The 26,924-nt window shown below is 56.2% G+C and carries 24 protein-coding genes; 6 read left to right on the forward strand and 18 right to left on the reverse strand.

Features of this window, described 5'->3' with window-relative positions:
* Window positions 1-87 precede the first annotated feature (87 nt).
* The 4 genes from M2418_RS19090 to M2418_RS19105 are packed head-to-tail and all read right to left on the reverse strand — an operon-like array spanning window position 88 to window position 3,692.
* A complete protein-coding gene (locus M2418_RS19090; RefSeq protein ID WP_250984051.1) occupies window positions 88-1,086 on the reverse strand; it encodes a DctP family TRAP transporter solute-binding subunit in 999 nt (332 codons plus the stop codon).
* Window positions 1,087-1,139: 53 nt separating this feature from the next.
* Window positions 1,140-2,006, reverse strand: coding sequence for an NAD(P)-dependent oxidoreductase (locus tag M2418_RS19095; RefSeq protein ID WP_250984052.1), 867 nt, complete (start codon window positions 2,004-2,006; stop codon window positions 1,140-1,142).
* A 17-nt stretch (window positions 2,007-2,023) separates the two neighbouring features.
* A complete protein-coding gene (locus M2418_RS19100) occupies window positions 2,024-2,329 on the reverse strand; it encodes a putative quinol monooxygenase (RefSeq protein WP_250984053.1) in 306 nt (101 codons plus the stop codon).
* A 10-nt stretch (window positions 2,330-2,339) separates the two neighbouring features.
* Window positions 2,340-3,692 carry an NAD(P)H-dependent oxidoreductase gene (locus tag M2418_RS19105; protein ID WP_259148604.1) on the reverse strand — a complete coding sequence of 451 codons (1,353 nt, stop codon included), beginning with the start codon at window positions 3,690-3,692 and terminating at the stop codon, window positions 2,340-2,342.
* Between the two features lie 523 nt (window positions 3,693-4,215).
* On the opposite strand from M2418_RS19105, the gene M2418_RS19110 reads away from it, so the two are divergent.
* From M2418_RS19110 to M2418_RS19120, 3 genes are all read left to right on the forward strand, one after another.
* Window positions 4,216-4,662, forward strand: a complete 447-nt coding sequence (locus tag M2418_RS19110) for a pore-forming ESAT-6 family protein (protein ID WP_259148605.1) — start codon at window positions 4,216-4,218, stop codon at window positions 4,660-4,662.
* 302 nt (window positions 4,663-4,964) lie between these two features.
* Entirely contained in the window at window positions 4,965-6,137 is a 1,173-nt protein-coding gene (locus M2418_RS19115) for a pyridoxal phosphate-dependent aminotransferase (protein WP_259148606.1), read from the forward strand.
* A gap of 566 nt (window positions 6,138-6,703) precedes the next feature.
* Entirely contained in the window at window positions 6,704-8,029 is a 1,326-nt protein-coding gene (locus tag M2418_RS19120) for a DUF882 domain-containing protein (RefSeq protein ID WP_405049451.1), read from the forward strand.
* Window positions 8,030-8,130: 101 nt separating this feature from the next.
* Here the strand turns inward: M2418_RS19120 and M2418_RS19125 are convergent, their stop codons facing one another.
* Window positions 8,131-9,234, reverse strand: coding sequence for an NADH:flavin oxidoreductase/NADH oxidase (locus M2418_RS19125; protein ID WP_259148609.1), 1,104 nt, complete (start codon window positions 9,232-9,234; stop codon window positions 8,131-8,133).
* Window positions 9,235-9,435: 201 nt separating this feature from the next.
* On the opposite strand from M2418_RS19125, the gene M2418_RS19130 reads away from it, so the two are divergent.
* Window positions 9,436-9,795, forward strand: a complete 360-nt coding sequence (locus M2418_RS19130) for a helix-turn-helix transcriptional regulator (protein WP_259148610.1) — start codon at window positions 9,436-9,438, stop codon at window positions 9,793-9,795.
* A gap of 33 nt (window positions 9,796-9,828) precedes the next feature.
* Here the strand turns inward: M2418_RS19130 and M2418_RS19135 are convergent, their stop codons facing one another.
* Together M2418_RS19135 and M2418_RS19140 are read right to left on the reverse strand one after the other, a co-directional pair.
* Window positions 9,829-11,898: a pyridoxamine 5'-phosphate oxidase family protein gene (locus M2418_RS19135; protein WP_259148612.1), complete on the reverse strand. Its 2,070-nt coding sequence runs from the start codon at window positions 11,896-11,898 to the stop codon at window positions 9,829-9,831.
* A 65-nt stretch (window positions 11,899-11,963) separates the two neighbouring features.
* A complete protein-coding gene (locus M2418_RS19140; protein ID WP_259148614.1) occupies window positions 11,964-12,575 on the reverse strand; it encodes a glutathione S-transferase family protein in 612 nt (203 codons plus the stop codon).
* Between the two features lie 121 nt (window positions 12,576-12,696).
* On the opposite strand from M2418_RS19140, the gene M2418_RS19145 reads away from it, so the two are divergent.
* On the forward strand, window positions 12,697-13,596 hold the full coding sequence (locus M2418_RS19145) for a LysR family transcriptional regulator (protein ID WP_259148615.1): 900 nt from the start codon (window positions 12,697-12,699) through the stop codon (window positions 13,594-13,596).
* 200 nt (window positions 13,597-13,796) lie between these two features.
* On the opposite strand, the gene otnC is transcribed toward M2418_RS19145, so the two are convergent.
* The 7 genes from otnC to M2418_RS19180 form a co-directional block, all read right to left on the reverse strand.
* Window positions 13,797-14,435: a 3-oxo-tetronate 4-phosphate decarboxylase gene (otnC, locus tag M2418_RS19150; protein WP_259148617.1), complete on the reverse strand. Its 639-nt coding sequence runs from the start codon at window positions 14,433-14,435 to the stop codon at window positions 13,797-13,799.
* Window positions 14,432-15,706 carry a 3-oxo-tetronate kinase gene (gene otnK / locus M2418_RS19155; protein WP_259148618.1) on the reverse strand — a complete coding sequence of 425 codons (1,275 nt, stop codon included), beginning with the start codon at window positions 15,704-15,706 and terminating at the stop codon, window positions 14,432-14,434. The genes otnC and otnK overlap by 4 nt, the downstream gene beginning before the upstream one ends.
* A complete protein-coding gene (locus tag M2418_RS19160) occupies window positions 15,706-16,374 on the reverse strand; it encodes an aspartate/glutamate racemase family protein (RefSeq protein ID WP_259148619.1) in 669 nt (222 codons plus the stop codon). Before M2418_RS19160 ends, otnK begins: the two co-directional genes overlap by 1 nt.
* Window positions 16,375-16,391: 17 nt before the next feature.
* Window positions 16,392-17,807: an NAD(P)H-dependent oxidoreductase gene (locus M2418_RS19165; protein ID WP_259148620.1), complete on the reverse strand. Its 1,416-nt coding sequence runs from the start codon at window positions 17,805-17,807 to the stop codon at window positions 16,392-16,394.
* A gap of 163 nt (window positions 17,808-17,970) precedes the next feature.
* Window positions 17,971-19,488, reverse strand: coding sequence for a tripartite tricarboxylate transporter permease (locus M2418_RS19170; RefSeq protein WP_259148622.1), 1,518 nt, complete (start codon window positions 19,486-19,488; stop codon window positions 17,971-17,973).
* Between the two features lie 19 nt (window positions 19,489-19,507).
* Window positions 19,508-19,954, reverse strand: a complete 447-nt coding sequence (locus tag M2418_RS19175) for a tripartite tricarboxylate transporter TctB family protein (protein ID WP_259148623.1) — start codon at window positions 19,952-19,954, stop codon at window positions 19,508-19,510.
* A gap of 81 nt (window positions 19,955-20,035) precedes the next feature.
* On the reverse strand, window positions 20,036-21,022 hold the full coding sequence (locus M2418_RS19180) for a tripartite tricarboxylate transporter substrate binding protein (RefSeq protein ID WP_246788190.1): 987 nt from the start codon (window positions 21,020-21,022) through the stop codon (window positions 20,036-20,038).
* Window positions 21,023-21,279: 257 nt separating this feature from the next.
* Here M2418_RS19180 and M2418_RS19185 point away from each other — a divergent pair, with 257 nt between their 5' ends.
* Entirely contained in the window at window positions 21,280-22,215 is a 936-nt protein-coding gene (locus M2418_RS19185; RefSeq protein WP_259148626.1) for a LysR family transcriptional regulator, read from the forward strand.
* Window positions 22,216-22,251: 36 nt separating this feature from the next.
* On the opposite strand, the gene purU is transcribed toward M2418_RS19185, so the two are convergent.
* From purU to M2418_RS19205, 4 genes are read right to left on the reverse strand one after another with little or no spacing between them, the layout of a single operon-like run.
* Window positions 22,252-23,136 carry a formyltetrahydrofolate deformylase gene (purU, locus tag M2418_RS19190; RefSeq protein ID WP_259148628.1) on the reverse strand — a complete coding sequence of 295 codons (885 nt, stop codon included), beginning with the start codon at window positions 23,134-23,136 and terminating at the stop codon, window positions 22,252-22,254.
* Between the two features lie 38 nt (window positions 23,137-23,174).
* Complete coding sequence (locus M2418_RS19195; RefSeq protein ID WP_259148630.1) at window positions 23,175-23,708, reverse strand: sarcosine oxidase subunit gamma; 534 nt, start codon at window positions 23,706-23,708, stop codon at window positions 23,175-23,177.
* Window positions 23,701-26,661, reverse strand: coding sequence for a sarcosine oxidase subunit alpha family protein (locus M2418_RS19200; protein ID WP_259148632.1), 2,961 nt, complete (start codon window positions 26,659-26,661; stop codon window positions 23,701-23,703). The genes M2418_RS19195 and M2418_RS19200 overlap by 8 nt, the downstream gene beginning before the upstream one ends.
* The gene (locus M2418_RS19205; protein ID WP_250984067.1) at window positions 26,658-26,924 is read right to left on the reverse strand and encodes a sarcosine oxidase subunit delta; all 267 of its coding nucleotides are present in this window, start codon (window positions 26,922-26,924) and stop codon (window positions 26,658-26,660) included. Before M2418_RS19205 ends, M2418_RS19200 begins: the two co-directional genes overlap by 4 nt.

Here is a 26,924-nt window from a genome sequence, read left to right on the forward strand (position 1 = left end):
AAAGGCGTGGTGGCACAGGGCTGATGTGCTGTAGCCAGAGAGGGTCATGCCGCCCGAGAAGAAGCCCGGGCGGCATGACACAGGACGTCAGTTCTTGCCGACGGAAGCCACGCTACGATCGAAGAACGATTGGTCCTTCACGAGCCCGGCAAATACCGGAAACAGGCTTTTCGACACTTCCACGAAGGCCTGTTTTTGTTCAGGCGTCAAAGTGTTGACTTCCATGCCGCTTTTTTTGAGCTCGGCCAGTGCCTTGTCAGCTTCTGCCGCGTCGTTTTCAGCCTTCCAGTTCTCGGTTTCGGCCGAGGCCTCGGTGATGATCTTCTTTTCCTCATCAGTGAGCGCTGCGAACTTGGCAGGATTGATAGCCATGACCCAGCCGTCGCCCATGTGGTCGGTCATGGAAACGTATTTCTGGACTTCATAGAGCTTGGCACTGAGCGGTACGTTGATCGGGTTTTCCTGCCCGTCAACGACCTTGAGCTGGAGGGCATTATAGACTTCCGCAAAGGCCATGGGGGTCGGAACAGCGCCGAGTTTTTTGAAGAACTCGACGTAAAGGGGGTTGTTCGGCACACGCAGTTTCACCCCGGCAAGATCGGCCGGAGAGGTGATCGGCAAACGTGAATTGGTGATCTGGCGGAATGGACGTGTCCACATGCCAAGCCCCTTGATGCCGATCTTGTCTAGATCTGCAATCAGTTCCTGCCCCAGTTCGCCGCTCAGATAATCGCGAAGCTGCGCCATGTCGTCATAGAGATAGGGGATGGAAATGGCTGTGAACTTCGGATTGAAGTTCGAATAAAGCGATGTGGACAGCAACAGCATGTCCAGCGAACCACCAGCCAGCTGCTTGACGGCCGCCGATGGATCAGCGCCATAAAGCGTACCGTTCGGAAACACTTTGACAGTGATGTCACCGTTGCTTTTCGCCGTGACAATTTCAGCGAATTTTTTGGCGGCGATGGTGATTTCCGACGTGTCGGTATCGGGTGTCGACAGCGTTAGCGTTGTTGCAGCTTGCGCTGCAGTTGTCGCCAGCATGGACGCGGCAACCAGAAGTCCGCGCATAAAAGTCATGTTCATGTGTTCTCCTCCACACAGTGTTTTTAATCACGATACTTCCCTCCCTGGAAGCATCAGGCATTCATGCGCCGCAACTCTTCTATGACGGCGCTATGATCAAGATCGCCATCGCCATTTTCGACCATGGCGGCAAAAAGCCGGTCGGCCCCGATGGCGATGGGAAGCTGCAGTCCAAGCCCTGCCGCAAGCGACAGGGCGGTGTTGGTATCTTTGAGTTGGTACCGGGCTGGGCCACCGGGAACGAAATCATTCGTCACCATGCGTAAGCCGTGCTGGCGCAGGATCGTCGAGTCTGCAAAACCGCCCAGCAGTGCTTCGCGCACGCGGGCTGGATCTGCCCCGCCACGTTCGGCCAAAAGCAATGCCTCGGCCACCGTGCAGATGGAACTGGCAACGATCATCTGGTTGGCAAGTTTGGCAAGCTGGCCACTGCCAACCGGTCCCACAGGCGTCAGTCTGCCCATGGCAGCGAACACACGCTGCATGGCAGCCACGTCACCAACCTCGCCACCGGCCATGATGGCAAGCGTGCCGTCACGGGCACCCTTTTCACCGCCCGACACCGGCGCATCAATGTAGAAAATGCCCTTCTGCCGGCAGATGTCTGCCTGCTTCCTTGCGGTTTCCACCGGAATGGAACTCATGACGATGAGTGTAGACCCGGTCTGCATGGCATCAATGACGCCGCCTTCACCAAGCAAAACCTCATCGCAGACCGGGCCTGAGCTCAACATGCAGATGACGAAATCCTTGGCCGTTGCGGCGGCAACGGCGCTACTTGCCACCTCGATACCCAGATCTTTCAAAGATGCGGTTTTTCCCGGTGAGCGGTTCCAGGCCGCCATGTCGAAACCCGCCTCGGAAAGCCTGCGAACCATGTGGCCGCCCATGATGCCCGTGCCGATAAATCCACCTCTCATCGTCAGTCCCATCCCCTTTAGAAAAGCTTGCCGAAGCGCACTGGGTGCTCGGCAATGATCAGTGACGGAAAGGCTTCACGAAACCGCGCCAGATGCGGTGTTTCGAGATGCGCATCAAAGGCCGCGCGGCTGTCATAGACCTCGTAGAAGACAACCGTGTCTTCCTCATCGTCGATCGTGACGACATCGAACTGCCTGCAGCCCGGTTCATCGGCAACGGAATGTTTGGCATCGTCATGCGCCGCCGCAAGAAAGGCTTCCATGCAGCCGGGCTTCACATGAAACCCGGCAAACACGACGAATGGCTTGTTGTTATCAGGCATGTCGCCCTCCTTATGCCTGACCGCCAGGACGGAAACGGTTTTCCATGTCACGGCGCAGGTTGACGACATCGAGATCGTTGACCAGTTCGACGTCGTCGAAGCTGACGATCGTGTCCTTGGCAATCGGGCGGATAACCTTGACGTTGTGGGCAAGACCGATTGGCAGGGCTTTCAGGGAAAGGCTGCGCTCTGCCGGAATTGCATTGGCCCAGACCGCGAAACCGCCTTCACCATCCAGCATTTCGCCAGGCTTCAGGTCTTTTTTGGCAACTGCTACGGCATCGCCGCGGAACTCCTTGGAGCAACCCGTCGCTTCGCCGCGCAGCACCGCCGACAGCACGCTGATGGAAGTTTCAAGACCGATGATGTGGAACGGACGCCACATGGACGCATACCAGCCCGACGGATCGGTCAGCAGGCCATATTGCTTGAAGCAGGCCTTGGCATATTCATTATGCGCCTTGAAGGTAACGAAAACGCCGTAGCGAATGTTGTTGAACACCTCACGACCATCCGGCTCCTGGCTGGCGGCGATATCGACGAGACCCGAACGTGCCATGCGACCACCATCCGCAGCAGGACGGAAAACCCGCGCCAGATCGTGCAGTCCAGCTGGCGGGAAGGCAAGACCATCATCCGGGCAATCCAGACCGGTGCCATTGGCAACCGCTGCCATTTCGATTGCCGCCTTGGTACCATCGGTGAAGGAGTTATACATTTTTGGATTAAAATCACCCTTGGCAACTTCCTCATCGGTCCAGCCAAAGAAACCCCAGACGGTTTCAGGCGTCGAGTAGCGGTAGCGCGGCTCGAAATTCATGCCCTTGCCGGCAGCGGTGACTTCAAAACCGGTAGCACGCGCCCAATCGACCAGTTCGCAGATCAGAGCTGGCTGATCCCCGTAGGCCATGGAGTAGATGACACCCTTCTGGCGGGCTTTTTCAGCCAGGATCGGCCCAACCATGACGTCGGCTTCAACATTGACCATCACAACGTGCTTGTCGGCCTCAATGGCTTTGAGAGCATGGCGTGTTCCAAAAATCGGATGGCCGGTTGCCTCGATGATGCAGTCAATCTCGTCGCAGGCCAGCATGGCATCGACATCATCAAGCACGCAGGTCGTGCCGGACAACATGGCTTCACCGACCGTTTTTGCGCTGTAGCGGTTGTCGGACCAACCGACGCGATTGAGAGATTCCCGTGCCTTGGAGACATTGAGGTCAACGACCGCAACCATATGCAGACCGTCGATGCGTTGCGCCTGGGCGAGAACCATGGAACCGAATTTACCGGCGCCAATCAGGCCAACACGAACGGGGCGCCCCTTGGCGGCACTGGCGGACAGAAGACTGTAGAGATTCATGAAATGATCCTTGGATGATGTTGAGCATCATCGATGGGCGCAGTGCACCGTTTTCGCCTTCGACCAGAAGGTGAATTCAGGAAACCGCTCCAACGATGAGATTGCAGATAGTGCGACAGACAATGCGAACGGCTGCGCCGCTGCATCAACCTGGTGTCAGATAGTGCGCATCAGGCAAACGGTGACGCCCACCGCTTTCGGGTGCTGAATGACATGTATTGATCTCCTCCTTCGGCTCGCAGAACTCCTCCCCGCGAGCAATGCAGCCATTTCCCTTGGCTGTTAATGGGAGATTAAACGTGCGGCGACGTTAGCTCAATTTAGAACAAAAGAAATTTTGTTTAGTTTTTCTAACAAATTGAGACATCGAGATTAGGAGAAGTTTGCATCTTCCTGCCACAGCCGCACCGCAATTTTCCGCTCAAGTGCTGCGCCTTATACACTTGAGAAATTATGACCGTTTCGAAAGGGAAAACCTGGGCTTCGGCAAACAACAGAAGAATAATGTTCTAGAAACCTGCAGTTGCTGGAACCATTCAGAAGCAATAACAATTGGTTGTATGATATTTTGGAAGGAGACAGAAATATGAAAATTCTTGCTTTAACGGCTATATTGACTGGCGCCACAATCACGGCTGCATTTGCACAGCAACCGACGCCTGAACAGGTGGAAATGGCATATACTGCGGCGAGAAACCAGCTCGGCGTACTGACCTATTGCCAGGGAAAAGGTCATATTGACGGTACCGCAGCCGAAGTTCAGACCAAGCTTCTTGCCCTAGTGCCCGCTCCTGCCGATGTTTCCAAGGGCGATGCTGCCGAAGACGTTGGCAAGCAAGGAAAGGTCTCCGTCATGGGTATGGAACAAGACCTGGCAACCGCCGCAAAAGCGCAGGGCGTTGATGAAGCCAAGCTTTGCGAGACCATGTCAAATGCCTTGAAACAGGCTGCCGCAAACCTGCCCCAGTAACCATTCTGGCCAAATGGCCTTATCGGCAATAAATTATGCCGCTTTAAACACCTTGCCTGTTCAGTTCACCAACTGGACGGGCAATTATTAAGCGGGATGCTCGCTTCCCCTTTTTTCATAAGACCAACTCACCGAATGCCGGGATGCCGACGATCACGTCGACGCGCGATGTTACATCGAGTTTTTGATAGGTTGGTGGTCTGGAACTGGCAGGCAAAAAACGGACCGTGCAAGGCTTTTCCTAAGCTCTATCATGCATGGAACAGGTTGATACTCCCAAATATATGTGAAATTCAGGAACGATGAGTAATACTGTTGTCGAAGCGCGGCCGGCTGTCCGGGCACTCTCCAATTCGCTTATCCGTGAGGTCGCAAATGCGGCGATGGGCAAGTCGAATGTTCTGCCTTTCTGGTTCGGTGAGGCCGATACGCCCACTCCCGATTTCGTTCGGCAAGCAGCGGCAGAATCCCTGCTGTCGGGCGAAACATTTTATTCCCAGAATCTCGGGCGTCCCTATCTGAGAGAAACCATCGCGGCCTATCAGAGCGAACTGCTCGGCTGCGCTATTCCGGTCGAACAGGTACTGGCTGTCGGCTCCGGCATGAGTGGTTTGCAGATTGCAATGCAGCTCGTACTATCGCCCGGTGATCGGGTTGTGGCGGTAACCCCGCTGTGGCCAAATATCAGCGAAGCACCACTTATTCTCGGCGCGAATGTTGAGCGTGTTCCTTTGTCCATCAATGATGGTCGCTGGTCGCTTGATCTCGACAAACTTATTGACGCGCTGACGCCCGACACCCGCATGGTTATCATCAACTCGCCAAACAATCCGACTGGCTGGACGATTGATGACGAAAGCGTTCAGGCCATTTTGAAGCATTGCCGAAAGCACGGTATCTGGATTTTAGCCGACGAGGTTTATCAGCGGTTGGTATACGATCCTGCTGTCCGTTATGCCCCGTCATTTCTGCGCCACTATCAAACCGGCGATCGCATCATTTCAGTCAACAGCTTCTCCAAGTCCTGGTCGATGACCGGCTGGCGTATTGGCTGGATGGTCATTCCGGAAACGCTGTCACAGGATGCCACCAAGCTGGTGGAGTATAATTTCTCCTGCATCTTTGAACCGACCCAACGCGCCGCAGCCGTGGCGATCAAGGAAGGGGAGAGTGAAGTGCAGCGTCTGCGCGCCAATCTTACCAAGACCCGTGCATTGCTGGTTGACGGGCTACGCAGCATGGGCGGCGTCAGTGTGCCGGAGGCTGGCGGAGCCATGTATGCGTTTCTGCGCATTGATGGCTACGGCAAATCTCTCGAGTTGGCGCAGCGTCTCGTCCGCGAAGTCGGTCTTGGTCTCGCGCCGGGAGCCGCTTTCGGTCCCGAGGGTGAAGGTTGGCTGCGATGGTGCCACGCCGTTTCCGAAGACAAGATTTCCGAAGGCCTGAACAGGCTGTCAGACTTCCTTCGCCGATGAGGTCTGCTGTCGGTCTTTCGATACCGACATCCTCTCATAAGCATAGCCCTGTCCCGAAACACAACGGGATCGGCCAAACTGTTCAACGACGTTATTGCAAACAGCAATCCGCAGGTGCATGACCTGCATCTGCGGAAATGCTGGAGCAGGCACTGCATGAACAGAAGCTCCCCCATCATTAAACGCCTGCGGGCACGCAGCCGCAATATGGCCACCGCCTGCGCAATTTCATCATGCGGAACATGCCAAAACGTCTGCTTGGATGGTATTTTAGCGGTGCAATCAAAGCGGAAATGAAGCTCCTGGAGAAATAGGCTCAAGTGTCTATGTCGATTACGAAAATTGGCGTTGGCGTCGACACTTCCGCCTGTGTATATCTGGGCTTCCAACCCTCCTCATAACGTCGTTGTGATGAATTGCGGGAGGCAACTGTCTCACCGTAAATCACCCGTTAACACCTTGTTGACCATAATTGCCCGCAGTTGTTCGAGGGCATGGGTGTACTGACTGCCGCCTGCCCTTTGTGGAGTTTGTCAGCCAAGCGGGTGTTCAAGTTGTCGATTATTATGTCTCCCGACATGACGTCGGTTGGCCTTTCCGGCCTTCTCAACCGTTTCGCCAAGGCGATCCGGGTCGTGACAATCGCTGCGGTCGCGCTGCTTGGAGTGGTGTCATTCGCCCAGGCACAAGACCGCTCACTCAAGCTGTATTTCGTACACACCGGAGAAAAGGCCACCATTACCTACAAGCGGAATGGCCGTTTCGATCCGGCCGGCCTGCAGAAGGTCAATCGCTTCCTTCGTGACTGGCGACGTAATGAAAGCGGGCGGATGGACCCGAGGCTGCTCGACATTGTCTGGGAAATCTACCAACGCGCCAACACTTCGAACTACATCCATGTCGTTTCCGGCTACCGTTCTCCCACCACCAACGCCATGTTGCGTGGCCGGTCGAGAAACACCGGCGTTGGAGAAAAAAGCCTGCATATGCAGGGCAAGGCGATGGACTTCTATATTCCCGGTGTGAAGCTGTCGACACTGCGCGCACTCGCCATGCAGATGCAGGCAGGAGGCGTTGGCTATTACCCAACGTCTGGCTCGCCGTTCTTGCATGTCGATGTCGGAGGTGTGCGCGCCTGGCCGCGCATGTCGCGGCAGGAACTGGTCAGACTTTTCCCGGATGGTAAAACATTGCATCTGCCGCCAGATGGCAGACGCTTTGCCGGCTATAACGTGGCGCTTGCCGACTACAGGCGTCGCGTCAACGGTCAGTCAATTCAGGTTGCGTCGGTTGCCAGACCAACCAACGCTGCTTCGCAGGCAAAAGCCGCCGCCGCCCCATCCCGTATTGCACCGGTTGCTGATAGCCAGAGCACACTGGTGACTGCAATGCTGCCGGTGCCCACCAGCCGGCCGACCACAGCCTTTGACATCGCCGACAATACCGATGACGGACGTGTTGATGTCGCGGAATTCGCGATACCAATGCCCACTATGCGACCCGAGGCAGAGATTGCCGATGTTGCTGCAACGACTGATCCAATCGTGACCGCTTCGCTGGGGGCCATCCCCTCTGTTCGTCCCTCGCCCACGCCTGGCGACCCGGCAACCGCGGCCACTGTCCTGACACCGTCGTTCACCACGGGTTTCAGTGCGGTCACACCGGATTTCGATACAGCCTTCAAGGAGCCGAAATCGTCTATCGCGTCCTTGCGTTTCGAACCTGTCGATATTGACGATGAAGAAGAGCTTGATAGCCAGGACATCTTGATTGGCTGGGCGATCTCGCCGCGCGACAGTCAGGTTGCGATGTTCGCTCCTGAGCTGACAAGACGTGTCCTGATGGATCATACGACCGATACCGGCACGAGCAGGGATCTGTCCGACATATAAAACGGGGAGCATTTGAAGTGCTCCGCTTTCGTTGCCTTGCCAACTGTTGAAACGATAAAGGCTCCGGTCTCTCAAAACCGGAGCCTTATTGCGGGTGACTGTCAAATCTTGAAAAGCGACTTCAGTGTGGAGGGTTGGCTGCGATGATATTGCGGTGCAGCCGACACCTCTCCGCCAAGTGCGGCAGCCGCGTGCCAAGGCCAACGCGGATCATAGAGGATCGTACGGGCAAGGCCGACAAGATCGGCATCGCCAGTCGCAATGATTGCCTCGGCCTGTGCAGGCTCGGTAATCAATCCAACAGCAACAACCGGCATCTTCACCGCAGCCTTGACGGCACGAGCGAACGGTACCTGATAGCTCGGGGACAGCGGAATCGCTTGATCGACATGCAGACCGCCCGTCGATACGTTGATGGCATCGCAGCCACGAAGCTCCAGAGCCTTCGCAAACTCTATGGTCTGTTCAATATCCCAGCCATTGTCGTGCCAGTCGGTGGCCGAAACACGAACCGTCACCACCTTGTCCGCAGGGAATGCAGATCTGACCGCATCAAAGACCTCAAGCGGAAAACGCATCCGGTTTTCCAGGCTGCCGCCATATTCATCAGTTCGATGATTGGAAAGCGGCGAGAGAAATGAATGCAGCAAGTAACCGTGCGCCGCATGAATTTGTACCGCATCAATCCCGATACGGGCAGCGCGTTTGGCAGCTTCTGCAAAGGCATCGCGGATCGCGTTCATTCGTTCACGGGTCAGCGCGGTCGGCACCGTATCCGTGGATTTGAACGGCACCGCGGAAGGTGCTTCGGTTTGCCAGCCATTCTTATGGTCTGCCGCAATCTGTGCGCCACCCAGCCAAGGCAAGTCCGAAGACGCCTTCCGGCCGGCATGGGCAAGCTGTATCGCGATCGGCATGTTTGACCACTTGCGAATGCCATCCAGCGTGCGTTGCATGGCCTGTTCTGTTGCGTCGTCATAGAGGCCGACATCCGCGTAGCTGATGCGTCCCTCGGGAACGACTGCGGTTGCTTCGATGGTCAACAGGCCGGCGCCAGACAGCGCAAGTTGCCCGAGATGGATCAGGTGCCAGTCCGTCATGCAACCATCGACGGCTGAATAGGTGCACATCGGGGCGATGGTGATACGGTTCTCTAGTTCGAGATTGCGGATCTTGAACGGCGTGAATAGCTGCGGCTGAGGCATTGGGCATACTCTTAACGTGACGGGTTTGTCACCATACCGATGACCTGATGAGGTTCCCAGAATGATGCGCGATCTTGACCAGTCAATCAATCTGACAAAGATCAATTGGTATGGACAATACCATACCTAAGCCTGTCGAAGGTATACGTCAAGGCGTACCTTGCGCTTGCGCATCATCGTCCGACCCGGTAAAATGTCTTCATGCCAGATTTGCTTCCCCAACCCGCACGTGACGAGATCGACCTCGGTGTCGTCCTGTCCACATTGTCTGATCCTCTGCGTCGCACCACCGTTGCCATTCTCGCAACATTGCCTGAGTGCACGGAGCGCAACTGTGTGTCCTTCGGATTTCCGGTCGCAAAGGCTTCCCTCACCCATCACTTCAAGGTTCTGCGTGAGGCCGGCCTGATCAGCCAGATCGACTACGGAAATCGGCGTTCGTCGTCGCTGCGGAAGCAAGATATCGAAGCCCGCTTTCCCGGTCTTCTGGCACTTCTGGTCGATGAGTTAGAGCGGGATGGCGGTGCCGAAAAGGCGGTGGCGTTGGCAGGTCAACGCTAAGACCAACGCCCCCAAGTCGGTATTGACAGACTATCAGATGTCCAGGTGCAGATCGCTGCCAGTTGCCGGGACGGAGCAGCAGATTAACGCATGGCCCACACCAGGATCATAGGCTGGCTGCGAGAAATAGCTGACCTGCCCTTTGATGATAGCGGCTTTACAATCCCCGCAGTGCCCTGCCCGACAACCGAAGGCTGGTGACAGGCCACGCTGTTCCGCAAGTTCGAGCAAAGACCCGTCACCGGGTTTCCACCGCGCCTCCTTTGTCGACCCTGCAAAAATCACCCTGACAGGCTCGGACGCAGGCTGTGCAGAGTTGACCGTAATAGAACCGTCTTTGACATCGCGTTTCAGCCCCGACGGTCCAAAAGCCTCGGCATGTATGCGTTCATCTGCGACATTGAGCTTGAGCAAGCCATCATAAACCGACTGCATAAAGGATGGCGGCCCACAGAGATAAAAATCATAATCGTCAAAGGGCAGATGCGCTTTCAACAGATCCATATTGATGCGGCCTGAAGTCTCGCGACTTTCCAACCCGTCCTCCTCCGGCTGACCAACGACTCTGATATCCCGGACGCTGCCGTTGCCGCGCGCGACCAGTTCATCAATCTCGCGATCGAACGCCCGCTCCTGACGTCTATGGGAGGATCTGAAAAACCAGACCGGGCGGCGATGTCGTGTCCTGTCGCCCTCATGAACGAGATGACGCAGCATTGACAATAAGGGTGTGACACCAATACCGGCGGCAATAAACACCGCAGGCCTGCTCCGCTCCATCGCATCGATAGTGAAGGCACCGGTTGGCGCAAGCGTTGAAATTTCGTCACCGATCTGCATGCCATGCAGCAGGTTTGATGCCTTCCCCTCGCGTTTGACGCTTATGCGGTAATAACCGTCCGACGGTGCACTTGAGATCGTGTAGCTGCGTCGGATGAACACCTCACCATCGGCAATTTTGACCGGCAGATGCTGACCTGACAGATGCGGGATTAAAGTTTTACCGTCAGTCGGCTCAAGGTGGAGTGAGCGGATCGTCGTGCTTTCATCGACGATCCGTTCAATACGAAAATTGCGCCAGGTCTTTGCTTTTGCTGCGGCCTGCAGCCGGGCCTCAGCGTCTTCCCAGCTACCGGTCATCAGACTGCTGGGCGACATTCCATCGTCGGCAAACGTCCACCGCAAAGGCAGTGCATCCCGACGCCGGACGACCTTTGTCGGCATCACTCGCCAAAGCCGCTCTGCACCTTCGAAAGCTGCGATTTCGGGTGATTCAAGAATAACCTCGACAGTCCCTGCGATCTGCAGGACATCACCTGTTACTGCATCAAAGAACATCAACCCTGCGAGCGGATTAACGAGAAAATTTCCGAGCGTGTTGAAGAACAGATTGCCGTTGAAATCAGGGACAGTCAGACCGCCATCATCGTCAATGCGCACGAAACCGGCCCGGCCGCCACGGTGCGAGACATCAACCTGCCGCTTTTCATCGAGCCGATCGACATAGGACGCGACGAAAAATGTATCTGCTGTCGAGATGATACGCCGTGCATCGTCGTCCAGTTCGTCGCTGACATCAACCTCAGAACTCGTCTGTTGCAACGGGTCACGCACGAACGCGAAATGCCGGTTCTGGATGTAACGCGGACAGTTTCCAAAACTGTCCTCCACCGAAACCGAAAAGCCTTCGTTTGACTGATGGGTGATCAAGCCGTTCATACGGTTGCGCCTGCGGGTTACAAGATCAATTCCCAGCAGGCCGACAGGGTCTCCCTCCTTCATTCCGGCTTGCGCAGGATCGCTGGTATCACTCACCGCATTGACGTCCAGTGTCAGCGGATCAGGTGAATGCAGAAAGCCGGGCTCACCGTTGCGCATTGTTGCCCATGGCATACCCTCACCATCCACCGCACCAATGATGATAAACGGCAGAAGCGGATAGAATTCGCGGTGCTGATCCAGCAGAAAATGACGCACGAATTTGCGTCCAACCGTATCCATCTGGTCGGCGACACCGGCGTGTCGTTGCAATTCCAGCTCACCTTCATGCCAGGGTGATGACAAGGCCGAAACATTTTCGAGTTGCGCATTTCGATCGGACATTCGCACCTCCAAGGAAAACATGGAAAAAGTGGATGCGGCCCGATTTGCCGACCGCATCCAGACAATCAGGCAGCGAGACCGGCTGCGGTTTTTGGGAACGCCACAAAGCCCGGCAGCGCCTCGATGCGGGCAAGCCAGTGGCGGACGTTTTCATGCGGTGCAAGGTTCACATTTCCTTCCGGGGCACTAACGATGTAGCTGTAGAGGGCAATATCAGCGATGGTCGGTCTGTCGCCGATTATGAACTGATGCCGCTCAAGTTCTGCATTGATCAGGCCAAGAATGTGGTGTGCGCGGGCAATAACCTCATCGGCACGGTAATCCGCACCAAACACAGTAATCAGGCGCGCGGCGGCCGGACCGTAGGCGATTTCGCCGGCAGCGACGGACAGCCATTTCTGGATTTTCGCAACCGATTGCAGGTCGCCTGGCAGCCAGTCCTTCCGGCCGAGTTTGGTGGTGAGATAGACAAGGATTGCGTTGGAATCATTGACGATGGTGTCTCCATCCACAAGCACGGGCACCTGACCGAACGGATTGAGTTCGAGGAAAGGCGCCGATTTATGCTCACCGTTTGCGAGATCGACGTCGATGACTTCGGCTTTCACACCGAGTAGCGAAAGGCCGAGCAAGGCGCGATGCGCATGGCCGGAAAGCGGAAAATGGTACAGTTTCATGAGAGGCTCCGTTGAGATGTGGAGCAAAAGCTCCGATGGCACCATGGAGGCTATCGGTATCCACATTTCTGCAATAGATAGTGATTTATAGAGTTACCCTCTCACTTTTTGGAAGGTGAATATGGACCGGCTGGATGCCATGGCTGTTTTATTGTCTGTCGTGGAAAACGGCAGTCTGTCGGCAGCGTCCCGGGCACTTCATTCACCTCTGCCGACGGTCAGTCGAAAAATCTCGGAGCTTGAGACCCAGCTTGGGGTTCAGCTGTTGGTGCGCACCAGCCGCAAGGCCCTACTAACTGAGGCCGGAGAAGCTTATGTCATTGCCGCCCGCGAAATTCTCGCCATGGTGGAAGAAGCGGAACGCCGCGCAGCCGGTGAATATATGTCGCCTCAGGGCGACCTGACAATTGCGGCCCCGATCGTGTTTGGCCGCCTGCATGTGTTGCCAGTCGTGACGGAATTTCTGAAAGTGTTCCCCAACATTGACATTCGGCTTGCGATGAGTGACCGGTCCGTCAGCCTCGCAGACGAACATATCGATGTCGCTCTGCGTATCTCGGCGCTGTCTGAAAACAATCTGATTGCAACACGTCTCGGCGCGATCCGCACATGTGTTTACGCCAATCCGGATTATCTGCGCCGGCACGGCCAACCACTCCATCCGCGCGAGCTTGAACATCACAGCTCTATCGCGTTTGAGGGTGTACTCTCCAACCGGTTCTGGACATTCAAAGACACCGGTTTGGATATTACAGTCCCGGTACGGCCCCGTTTATCGGTCAATACGGCAGAGGCAGCTGTGGATGCTGCAGCCGATGGGTTGGGCATCACAAGGGTGATGTCCTATCAGGCGAAACGGGCCGTGGAAGCCGGCCTGCTCGTGCCGCTTCTGGAGGATTTCGAGTTGGACGCCTCACCCGTACATCTGGTTTATCTGTCGCAAGGGCTGATGACGCTGAAGCTCAGAACGTTTCTCGACTTTGCTGCTCCAAGACTTCGAGCCGTCCTGCAGCATATTTAGGAATAGCTGCGGCGACGCCCTCGACACCAAAGGCACTGGTGCCTGTACAAAACATTCCGACGAGTGTCAGCATGACATTCTAAGTTGCCAGCGCGCTGTGTACCGATGCTACCGATCTATAGAGTGCGTACGCCGGCAACGAATGGACCTTGCACATGATCTGGCCTTCCAGCAATGGCATCATAGTCGCTCGAGCATTTTCAGTTCCCGAAGACTGTGTTGATCTCCGCGACCGCCTCGAAGGTAAGCAGCGATGTCTTGCGACCTCCGAGGATGAAGAAAAGTTTTGCAGTCTCTTCCAGCTCTTCATAGGCGCAGACCGCTTCGTCCAACGTTTTGCCAGAGACAATCGGGCCATGGTTGGCGAGCATCATTGCCTTGTGATCCCGGGCCGCTCCCCGAACCGCTTCAGCCAGCGCACGATCGCCCGGACGGTAATATTTTAACAGCGGCAACTTTCCCACCCGCATCACGTGATAGGCGGTGAGTGGCGGCAGCACATCATCCGTATGCTCGAGACAAAGGCAAGAGACGGCAACGGAATAAGTGGAGTGCAGGTGAACGACGGCACCGGCAGTCGGGCGCTGTTCATAGACTGCGAGATGGAAAAAGGCTTCCTTTGAGGGAGGATCGCCCGCCAGCAGCTCTCCCCTTGATGAAACCTTGGAGATGCGGGCTTGATCGAGGAAGCCTAGGCTGGAATTGGTTGGTGTGACTAGGATAGAGCCATCGGCTAGACGCACTGAGAGATTACCTGAACTGCCATGGGCCAGGCGGCGATCGTAGAGCAGGCGACCATAGCGGACGATTTCTTCACGCAGGTGGTTTTCCTCACTCATGCGACGTTTCCCTTCAGGGCTTCAAGGGCGGTGGAGAAAAAGGTCTCGCGCCCGAAATTTCCAGATTTGAGCGCTAGGGATATCCCACGCTTTGCGCTGAGAAGGATCGGAACACCGGGATCAATCTCCGGTCCGATCTGCAACTCACCCAGGTCTAGTGCTTGGGCAACGGCGCCTGAGGTTTCGCCACCCGCCACGACCAGACGCTTCACCCCGCCATCAACGAGGAGACGCGCGGTTTCGGCAAACAAGCTGTCCAGCTTGTGCGCCACGGCTTCGCGTCCGTAACGCGCCTGTGCAGCCTGAACCTCCTCCGGCGTACTGGAGGAGTAGGCGAGCGGCTGGCGCCCAGCATTGTCCCTGACGAATTGCACGAGATCATCGGAACCGGTCGCGCCAGCCATAACAGCATCGATGGAGATCGGCAGCACTGGGAAGTGTCGGGCGTGGGTCGCCACCTGTCCGCGCGTTGCGCCAGAGCAACTGCCTGCGAGAATGGCCTCGTGACCATTTACGCCCTGATACATAACTGTACGGCCTGTTGCGAGACCGGCGGCGATGAAGTTCGCGGGCAATCCAATGGCAATGCCGGAGCCGCCAGTGATCAACGCAACATCGGCACAGGCTGCTCCAAGCGTGATCAGGTCTTCGTCGGTGGCCGCATCGGCAATCACCAGCACCTCACCCCTACCGGCGGCAGCATCAAGTGCCGCGCGCACCGCAACTGAGCCGGCTCGAACGTCGGAGGCCGCCACCAAACCGACGGGATTTTTGGTCTGATACGATAACCAGCGACGAATATCCGGATCGGTCATTGGCGTCAGGGGGTGGTTTTGCATGCCGGACTCGTTGAGCAATCGGTCATGCACAAACAGGTGCCCATTATGCACGGTACGCCCGACCGTCGGAAATGCCGGACAGGCTATGACCCCACGAACACCAAGTGCCTCGGCCAGCGCCTCCCCAACCGGACCAATATTGCCTTCGCGGGTGGAATCGAACGTTGAACAATATTTGAAGATGATCTGGCTGCAGCCTTGATCACGCAGCCACGCGAGCGCCGCAAGTGACTGTGCAATGGCCTCGTTGGCCGGTACCGAGCGCGACTTCAGCGAGATCACCCCCGCCTCGACCGACGATTTCGCCACCTCCCCTGGAACGCCCATATATTGGGCGACTGTCAAACCACCTTGCCCAGATATGCCTTTGGCAAGGGTATTGGCAATATCGCTAGCCCCGGTGAAATCATCTGCGATTACGCCCAACAGCATTATGCTTCTCCCAGTACAAGAGTGCGCATGCGTTCCACTGCCGTTTCGGGCGCGGTGAGAACAGGGATATCGACGACACCACGCACCGCTTCTGCGGCGGACGTAGTGGAGAAATGCGCAAGCATCACAGCATCGATACCGGAAAGGCCTGTCGCTGCCTCAGCAACCCGTCTGTTATGATCTGCAGCGTCGCCTTGGCGAAGGCTTTCGATTGCTCCTTCCGCCAGCACAGTTTCAAGTCTTTCAGAACAACCGACCTCTTGCGCAAATTCCCGAAACTCATCTTCCATCGTGCGGATGGCCGGCGCAAAGGTTGCCACCATGCCAATCTTCTTTCCCAGAGAAAGAGCAGCGCGAAACATTGCCTCATTCGGCATCAATACGGGAATCGACACCTCGTCAGCCAGCTGGCGGATCGCGGGGCCAAAAGCCGAGCATGTAATCAATATACCGTCCGCTCCTCCAGTAACCGCCTGTCGGCCCAGCGCAACAAAACGGCGGATAAGATCCTCCGAAATGAGGTCAGGTTCTCGCGCCCGGTCAAGGGAAAGACTTTCGTCGAGAATATTGACGGCCTGCGCCTGCGGCCAGACTTTTTGCATGGCGATATGAACGGGGTCCATCGCGACAAGCGTGGCGTGAAACAGGAAAATACGCGTTGACGTCATAATTCTACTCTCTCCCATCAGGACAGGAATGTCCGGTCCTGGAGACGACGGATTTCCCAGATCATCGAATCCTCCGGTTCTTCCACCATGTCGTAGGTAATCAATGTACCCGCTGGGATATCGGCCTTTGCTCTGTTACCGGTCAGCAGATGAGCACAGGCTGGGTTGCCCGCAGCAACCGGTACGGCCGGAATGATCCGTGCCTTCATCATGGGGTTATGGTCGTTACCGAACACCTCGCCGGCCCTGATGTCACGTGCAGCAACTTTGGCAAGATCATAGCGTGGCCGATAGTCGTCGGCGCCAGTATCGATACCGAGCAGACCCGCCAGAAGCAGCGACGTTGCAGTCTCCACTCCGCAAAGATGATACGGCCGGTAGATTACCGCAGCCGTATCATCGTAGTTCGAAATCTGCCCCTTCGTCGTCAGGACATGGTTGGAATAAGCGTTGTCGCAACGCACCACAATGAATACACCGCCACCCAGCCCGGATTCGTCGGGACGGCGAAGGCAGGTCGCGAGATCGATGGTATCGCCTCGCTCGAACAACCCGCCGTTTTCGGCTTCGCAATAGACAACCGGTATTTCCGTAATGCGCAGCGGCGCATGTAAAAGTGTGTCTACCGCTGGCGACATGCCCGTATAGTTGGCGGCAACCGTTATCTCGCAGAGATCATAGGCGCCTGGCTGCGGCAGACGAGCGAGAATTTCCTTGCGGCGCGCGACATATTCGGCAGCCTGGCCCTGAGGGATCATGCCCAGCCACTTGCGATCTTCGTCAGCAACCTGGATGGTTTCGACATAGGGAGCGTGGATCTTTTTGTCAGTCTTGATTGTCACCGTGCCGGCTGCTTCGTCGAAAACGAATTCGCCATCCGTTGCTTTTCCACCAGACAGGACCGTCAGACCGACAGACTTCGCCCATTCATAAATCTGGATCAGCAAACCATGCTGGTCGCCATCCACCGGCGTGTAGACAACACCCGCATCCTTCGCCAACCGTTTCAGCATCGGCCCCACCGTAACATCGCAATCCTTCGTCACCATCGCGACGTGCTTACCGGCCTTGATTGCCTGTAATGCATATCTGACGCCGCCTTCGGGCGAACCGCTGCTTTCGCAGACCACCTGGACTGCGGCGATCTGGCCGATGATCTCCGGCCGGTCAGTGTAAACGGAAAGTCCCTGCGCAATATGAAGTTGAGCTTCCTCCGCCGTCTCCGCATAGCTCGTTTTGGCCATATCGTAACCGGCTTTCTCATAGGCACCACGGGCGGCTTCCAGCGAGATATCGGCGACAGCAACAACGTTGAGCCGAGGCGTTCGGGGCGATTGGGTAACGATCGCCGTTCCGTAATTGCCGGCGCCAATAATCCCGACATTGACTTCCGCAGCCTTGGCGAACTGGGAATAGAGGTGATGATAAACCATTGACGAAATTTCCTTATGTCAGTCTTGCCCGCGTCGCGCGGAGCCAAATAGGGGCCGCAAAAGGCCAAGGTTTTCCCGATCGGCGCCCAGGTTGTTTTTCTGGACGCCGCCATTCAGGCACGGAGTGGAAACCGGGCGGCTCAGCCGTCCGCCCGGAAAGGCTTTATTTCATGACGCTATTCGCCACGTCCGCCTGTCGTTTGGCCCGCTGGGAAACCAGCCAGGGCGAGACAAGAAGAATGGCCGTTATTGCTATGATCACCAGTGCAATCGGGCTTTGGAAGAACACCGACAGATTGCCATCAGAGGCAACCAGAGTACGACGAATGCCGCGTTCGAGGATAGGGCCAAGGATCATGCCAAGGACCAGCGGCACCGGTGGATAATCCAGCTTCATCATCAGATATCCCAGAACACCGAAACCAATCACCAGCACCACCTCGAACATCGAATTATTGATCCCAAAAATGCCGAACCCGATGATTGCGATCACCGCAGGAAACAGAAAACTGGGGCGTACGAATGCGCAGGTGGCAAGGATCGGCGTCAGCAGGATTGTGATTGCCACCAGTGCGAGATTGCCGATGTAGAAGCTTCCGAAAATCGTCCAGACAAATTCCGATTGAGTCTGGAAGAGCATTGGACCTGGCTGTAGTCCGATCATCAGCAAACCGCCCATCAGTACTGCAGTCGTGCCAGAGCCGGGGATACCAAGGGCAAACATCGGGATCATGTTACCGTAGGCGGCGCTGTTATTGGCAGCTTCCGGCGCGGCAACACCTTCTAGCGCACCATGGCCAAAACGCTCCGGGTGCTTCGAAGTGCGCTTGGCAAAGGCGTAAGAAATCATGGTGGCAGCCGTCGCGCCCGCGCCGGGCAAAACACCAATGAAAAAGCCGATCAGCGAACCCGAACCAAGCTCACGCCAGCATTGCAGGGTGGCACGCACATCGGGGAAGAGCTCACGAAACCGGAAACGGCTCCCTTCCTCCGGCTTACCAATCGACGGTGGCGTTGCGTACATTTCCGCAAGGCCAAAGAGGCCGACAGCAATGATAGAGAACTCGATGCCATCGAACAGGCGAACCTCGCCAAAGTCGAAGCGCGGAAGACCAATCATAGGATCGAGCCCGATAGTGCCGATAAACAGGCCCAGAAAGAGCGACATCATAGCCTTGTTGAGATCCCGCCCGCCAAGGACACTGACCAGCGAAAGTGAGAAGATCATAAGTGCCGTCATTTCGATGGGACCGAAGGCAATCGCAGCCTTGGCTATCGTGGTGGCGAATGCTGTCAACAATATCAGGCCAATCAGGCCGCCAATAAAGGACGCTGCAATGCTTAGACCAAGCGCCGCCCCCGCCTTGCCGTTTCGCGCCAGCTTATGGCCATCAATAACGGTCATTGTTGCGGAGGCATCGCCCGGAATTCCAAGCAGGATCGCTGTGACGGCACCGCCGTACTGCGCGCCGTAGTAGACGGCGCCAAGTGCGGCGATAGCGGAGGTTCCATCAAAGCTGACGGCAACGGGCAGCAGGATCGCAACGCCAGCCGTTGGCCCCAGACCCGGCAGCGCACCGATAAACAGACCGATGATCGCACCGACCATGATCGCGGCAAGGACAGTCGGCTGCGAAGCAGCGACGAGTCCCTCTGCAAGCAAATGCCATGAATCAAACATGATGAGGTTCTTTCCGAAATCAAAGCAGGGGAATGTTCAGCACGACGCCGAAAACGAGATAGAGGATGATCGCCATTCCCAGGGAAATGAAGCTGACAGCAGCGACGGAGCGGATATCGCGGGCACCGAAAACGGCACCGATAGCGATCATCAGCAAAACGACGGCTGCCAGCATCCCGATAAAGTTTGAGAGGATGACAAAGCCGCCGATTGCAAGACTGACAAGGCCAACACGGACGACCTCCATGCGATCAACGGCCCCGAGCAGGCCGGAATGCTTCAAGTTGCGAATGAGGTTAAGGCCAGAAAACAATGCCAGTCCGCCGCCGATCCAGAAGGGGAAAAAGCCGGCGGCCGGAACGGCACCGTCCTGATAACCATAGTCCAGCCCTTGCCAGACGATATACAGACCCAGGACAGTCAGAATAGCTGAAAAACCGAGGTCAAAGCTGCGTAGAGGTATCACGTGCATCTCTCCTGAGGCCACCACGCTTTAGGGCATTGGCAGGCCGCGATGGGGGACCCCCGCGTGGCGGGGGTCGTTGCATTACTTGATAAGACCAAGTTCGCGCATCAGCGTTTCATAACGTGCGGAGGTCGCAATGACCTCCGCCTCAAAACCCTTACTGTCGAGAAAGATCGGAATCTCGTTGAAGCGATCGACATATTGCGTGCGCCATTCCGGGCTTTCCGCAACCGTCTTCAACACACCTTCCCAATATTTGACGGCTTCCGCCGGTACATCCTTTGGCATGATGATGCCGCGTAGCTGCGTATGGACAATATCGTAACCAAGCTCAGAGAGGCTCGGCACGTCCGGCAGCGAACTCATGCGCTCAGCCGATGTGACAGCGAGTGCACGCATCGTACCTGCATTGACCTGCTCGAGGATTTCATTCGGGTTACCGAAAAGCAGGTCAAGGTGCTTGCCGAGAACGGCAGCCATGACCTCGCCTTCTCCATCGTACGGAACGACTTTGATGGAAGCGCCGGTTTCCTTGTTGAGCATGTGCGAGAGCAATGCCGGATCGGATACTGCACCCGCCGTGCCGATCGTAAGACCGGTTGCCTTTTTGATATCATTGATCGACTTAATGTCAGAGTCGGCCGTGACTGCCAGGATGTAGGGCGAGCGGGCGATTGCGGCGAGCGGCGTAAAATCGCGGTAACTCAGTGGCATTTTACCGAGCAGCGGCGTGGTGAAAAAGCTGACGCCGACGCCACCGAGATAATATGGGTCACCCTTCTGGTTGTTAATGAAGGAATAGCCGATGGCACCTGAGCCACCGGGACGGTTCTCAACCAGCATCTTGACCGGGATTAGTTTTTTTTCGTCGATGACCTTGACCATGGTACGTGCGATGATGTCGCTACCACCGCCGACACCGAAGGCGACGATATAGTTCATGGTATTGCTTGGATAATCATCGGCCTGCGCCACAGCGCCCAGCATCGGCTGCATTGCAAACAAGGCCGCTCCACCGGCCAGCAGCAAACGACGCTTCATTCCCCTGCGGGTGTCATGTCTTTCCATAAATCTTCCTCCTAAAAACTGACAACCGGAGGACATGCCAATCCAGCGTCCTCCAGCCTCGCGTGATCGATTTTCGAATGCAACAGTCTACCGCCCTGTATGACGGCGCTCTCACATCAAATTTTTCGATTTGGCCTCCCATAGCCGCCGACAATCCCTACCCGATTGCGACGAGACCAGACTGGACTGAGGGGGATGGCGAAGCAAGTATATTAATGATACCAATTGGTCTTTTAAAATAACCAATGAGCGTATCAGTGGAACTGATAAACGACATAAACCTGCGGCTGTTTCAGACCTTCCTCGCCGTCGCCCACGAAGGCAGTTTCAGGCTTGCAGGGGAGAAGCTGAACCGCGCCCACTCTGCAATCAGCATCCAGATCCGACAGCTTGAGGATCAGTTGCAGGTGAAGCTTTTCGAGCGCACCACGCGCAGCGTCAAACTGACCGAAGAAGGCGCAAAGCTGCGCGACAGCCTGCGCAAAGCCCATTTCGAGATACTGTACGGCCTTCGCGAAATTCGCGAAGCCGCCGATCTCAAGCGCGGACAACTTTCGCTTGCAAGTTCATCGCATCTGGCCTCGATCTATTTGCCACCAATTCTGACGGAGTTTGTCAGCCAGTTTCCTGAAATCGCGGTGACAATTCGAGAACTGACATCGACCGATCTCTATGAAGCGGTCAAAAAACAGGAGGTGGATTTCGCGATCGGACCACATACCGAAGACGGTGCCTTCGACTTTACCCCGATCCTTGTCGAGCCACTTGTAGCGGTCGTCCACCCACGCTTCATGGCGACGCCAAACGACACAGTCACATGGCGCGAAATCTCAGCCTTTCCAATTTTGCTGCAGGCTCCCCAAACCGCCATGCGAAAAATTGTCGATCGCGTTCTAAAAGAAAACGGTCTGGAGACAACCAACCGCTACCAGTTCATCCACGCAGAAACAATTATTGCCATGGCAGAAGCTGGCCTCGGCATAGCCATCCAGCCAAGCACCCGTGTGATAAAGCAACCATTGCTTCACGCCAGAGCGATCCCCCTGACAGATCCGACCATTCGCCGGGCAATGTCTCTTATTCGGCTTAAAAACCGCAAACTTTCGCCTGCGGCAGGTCACTTCGCGAAGAAAATCGTTGCCGAAATTCGCCGGACCAGTGGCTATCCGACGGATGAGGTTGAGGGAGCCTGAGGCGCCCCTTTCAAAACGACTTGGATAGGCGCGTGATCACCCCATTCTTTCCGAGGCATAACTGCCGGGGCTAGCAGGAAAGACCACGGTTTTGTGGCCGTTCTGGAATACCCGCTGGTGGATATGCGCGTGCACTGCTCTGGCCAAAACCTGCGCTTCTACATCGCGTCCAATCGATACATAGTCGTCGGGCGATTGTGCGTGCGTGATGCGGGCAACATCCTGTTCGATGATCGGGCCTTCGTCCAGATCGGCGGTTACATAATGCGCCGTCGCACCGATCAGTTTTACACCGCGCTCGAATGCCTGCTTGTAAGGATTGGCACCCTTAAATGATGGCAGGAAGGAGTGGTGAATATTGATGATGCGGCCGGACATTTTTTTGCAGACCCCATCCGATAGGATTTGCATATAACGCGCCAGCACCACCAGTTCAGCACCTGAATCCTCGACAATCGACATCAGCCGCGCTTCCGCTTCCGGCTTGTTCTCCCTGGTCACCTTGATGTGGTGGAACGGAATATCATTGTTCACAATAAGCTTCTGATAGGTGAGATGATTGGACACCACGCCGACAATATCGATCGGCAATGCACCGATTTTCCAGCGATACAACAGGTCGTTCAGGCAGTGGCCAAAATTGGACACCATCAGCAAGACCTTGGTGCGCTGTGCAGCATCATGGAAAACAAATGCCATGTCGAAAGGCTGGGAAACCGGTTCGAAACTACTGCGCAGTGTCTCGAGGTCCGTTCCCAGTTCCGAACGAAATGTGATGCGCATAAAGAAGTTTTCGGTCTGCGGATCATCAAACTGCGCAGAATCCGTGATGTTGCAGCCATGCTCCGCCAGAAAGGTTGCGATGGCAGCGACGATCCCGCGACGGGACTGGCATTGAACGGTAAGGACAAAATTCTCCACGCGGGAACTCCATGAAGTCGTGATGGGATAGGCAGCCGTCAGGCCGCGACAGTGAGGTGGGTAACAAGCAGGTCGGTCAGAGACCGCTCCCAGGTGGTCGGCACCATGACCAGAAATCTGTCGCGCTCCAGACGTTCAACCAGCACACCGACATGGTGCAAAGACGTCTGTACGAAGGTTCCTGCCGGGAACGCCGCTTCCGAAAAATCCAGGGCGATCACGCGGCCCAGAAAGCCTGCCGCCCCCTCTCCTTCGAGGATCAGGCAGACACGTGCATCGGAAAGATCAAGTGCCACAAGCTCTTCCGGTACCGACATGTCAACCGGTGTTTCGGAGCGCAGGAGCGCACGGTCCGGCGCAATCCGCCACACTGTCATCCCGGCACCATGAACAGGAGAGCGATAGTCTGCCGGCAGCGACAGGCCTTGCGTCTTTAACACCGCGTCGGCCGTGCCAGCAAAGGTTTCCCATCCCGCCAATTGTGTGAGGTTACCCAGCGCGATCTCGGAGACCGACACGGTTTGCCCGTCACTGTTCAGACCACCAAGCCGAAGCTTATGTTTTTTAGCCATTTTGACGATGCCCTTCCGGATCGAAGAAGTGAGGAGAGACGACCTTTGCGCGCAGTGTTTGGTTGCCAACAAAATCAACGACCTGAATTGTTTCACCGATCCGTTCCGGTCCCTTGGACAACAAGGCCAGCGCGATGTTCTTTTTCAAAGCCGGCGAATAGGTGGTTGATGATATCCAGCCTTCGCCATGGCCTTTCGCTGGAGCATTCAATCCGAACAGTAGCGACCCGGCCCTTGCCCCCTCATTACCGACAATTTCCAGACCAACCAGCGACGGGCGTGTTGCATCCTCCAGCACCACACGTTTGCGCAACACCGATCCGATGAAGGGTTTCTTGCTCGAAGCGAAACCTTCGAGACCAAGGTCCTTCATGGTCGTACGGCCCTCGATCTCGGCACCGGCCACATGGCCCTTTTCAATACGCAGGGCGCCCATCGCCTCGGTTCCATAGGGTTTGAGATGATGCGGAACACCTGCCTCGATCAGCGCGCCCCAGACCGTTGGGCCGGATTTGGCAGGGATGTAGATTTCATAGGCCAGTTCGCCGGAATAGCTCATCCGATGGAGACGGCACGGCACACCAGCAATCGTCACGTAGGTCAGGTGATTGTTCGGCAAAGCCTCCTTGCTCAAATCCGCACCCGTCAGTGCCGTCAGTACAGTTCGCGAGTTGGGACCGGCAATGGCAATGGCTGCCCATTGATCCGTCACGGTTGTCACATGCACCTTGAGATCACGCCAGGCCGTTTGCAGCAGGAACTCGGCCTGTGCCAGAACCTTGGCTGCGTTGGCTGTTGTCGTCGACATGAAATAGTCGTTCTCGCCCAGACGCGCCGTTGCACCATCATCAAGGACAAAACCGTCTTCTCGCAACATAACGCCGTAGCGCAAGCGACCGATCGGAAGTGTCTTGAAACCGTTTGCGTAGACGCGGTTGAGAAACTCCGCCGCATCCGGGCCCTGCACGGCAATCTTGCCAAGCGTCGACACGTCGACAATGCCGACATGTTCACGCACATGGGCCGCTTCACGGATATAGGTATCACGCAATGTCTCACCCTTGGCCGGGTAATACCACGGACGAAGCCACGCCCCCGCCTCAATCATCTCGGCACCATTTTGGTGGTGCCAGTCATGAATGGTCGACAGACGCGTCGGGCGGAAATGCAGGCCGTGATCGTGAGCAACGATCGCGCCAATGGCAACCGGCGTATAGGGCGGACGGAAGGTCGTTGTTCCAACCTTGGGAATGTCCATGCCTCTCAGCGCCGCCATTCTTGCCAGTGCATTGAGGTTGGAGGTTTTGCCCTGGTCGGCAGCCATGCCCGATGTAGTGTAACGCTTGAGATGTTCGACCGAGACATAACCTTCCAGATGCGCCTGATCGACGTCGGCAAGTTTCACATCGTGCTGGAAATCGATGAAAGCCTTGCCCGGCGTCGTGCCGTCGGCCTTTGTGATGACGGTGGTCGGCAGCAGATCGCGGCCCCAGAAATCACCGCCATTGGCTACAGTATCGACCTTGCCAGCGTCACCGCCGGCGTCGTACCCCTGCGTGATCGCTTCAGCGGTTGAGACAGCGGCAACAAGCGATCCAACGCTGGTGACGGTTGTTTTCTGCATCGGCAGAAATGCATCAAACTCCTGATGATATTGCGGTTTTCCGAAACGCTGGCTCCACAGATGCAGTGCCGGAGCCCAACCGCCCGATGTCGCGACGAGATCGCATTTGACAGCAATCTCCTTACCAGACGCCCGACCATTGGTGTCGACAGGCACGATGCGGGCGCCACGCACCTGGCCACGGCCCTCGGCTTTCAGGAGACCGTAACCAAGCCGAAGCTCCACGCCCGCAGTCTTGGCGCGGCTAGACAGTGCATCCAGAATGGTTCTGCGAAGATCACAGAGAATGACCTTCGCACCGGCCTTGGCGAGATCGATTGCAGTGCTGTAGGCGCTGTCGTTGTTGGTCGCGACGACGACGATCTCACCGACCAGAACAGCGTAACGGTTGAGATATTTACGCACGGCCGATGCCAACATCACACCGGGAACGTCATTGCCGGCAAAAACCATCGGTCGTTCAATGGCACCGGTGGCAAGAATTGCCCGTTTGGTGCGAACCAGCCAGTAACGCTGGCGCGGTTTGCCCGCTTCCGGCACCAGCAGATGATCCTGAAACCGTTCGACCAGCCCAAAGACATCACTGTCATAGGCACCGAACGCCGTTGTGCGGTTGAGAAGCTGCACATTTGGCATATTCTTGAGTTCGGCCACGGCGTTGCGAAGCCATGTATCGCTTTCACCACCGGCACCTTCGCTCAGCAAAGAGCCCCCGAGTTCGTGATCCTGTTCAACCAGCATCACCTTGTCGCCCTTGCGGCCTGCGGCCAAGGCTGCAGCAAGTCCGGCAGGACCTGCCCCTACGATCAGCACATCACAAAAAGCATTGATCTTTTCGTAGTGATCCGGATCATCAAGCGTTGTTGCCTTGCCCATGCCAGCGGCATTGCGGATGATTTTTTCGCAGGCCATCCAGAAGCCGGTGCCTTTGAACGGACCGATAAATGTCTTGTAGTAGAACCCGGCACCAAAGAAGCGCGACAGGGCACCGTTAACCGAACCGATATCAAACTTCAGGCTGGGCCATGCATTTTGCGGCGTCGAGATTAGACCATCGAACACCTCGACCATCGTTGCCTGTGCGTTGGGTTCGTGACGGGCGCCATCACGCAGATGAACCAGTGAATTCGGTTCTTCGACACCTGCAGCCATCAGACCGCGTGGGCGATGATATTTGAAACTGCGTGCGGTGATTTTCTGGCCACCGGCCAACAGGGCAGAAGCCAGACTATCGCCGGAATGAGCGACAAACGGTTTGCCATCAAACTGCACGGTAACTTTGCGGCTGCGGTCAATGCGTCCGCCGGTGGGAAGTCTGCGCGCTGTCATGCCGCCACCTCGCGGGCAAGATAGCTTGCCGAAATCTCATGGGTCAGCGTGTCACGCTCAACCACCACCCATTGGCGGCAGCCGGTCACATGGTGCCAATACTCCTTGTGCGGTCCGCGCGGATTGTCACGCATGAACACATAATCGAGCCAGGCTTTCGGATCGCTCTCGTTCATGTCAGGCCGGCGGATCGTCGCATCGGAGCCATAGGTAAACTCCGTTTCGTCCCTCAGCCCGCAGACGGGGCAATGAATTCTCAACAT

The sequence above is a fragment of the Rhizobium sp. BIGb0125 genome (genome assembly GCF_024810055.1).
Lineage (GTDB): Bacteria > Pseudomonadota > Alphaproteobacteria > Rhizobiales > Rhizobiaceae > Agrobacterium.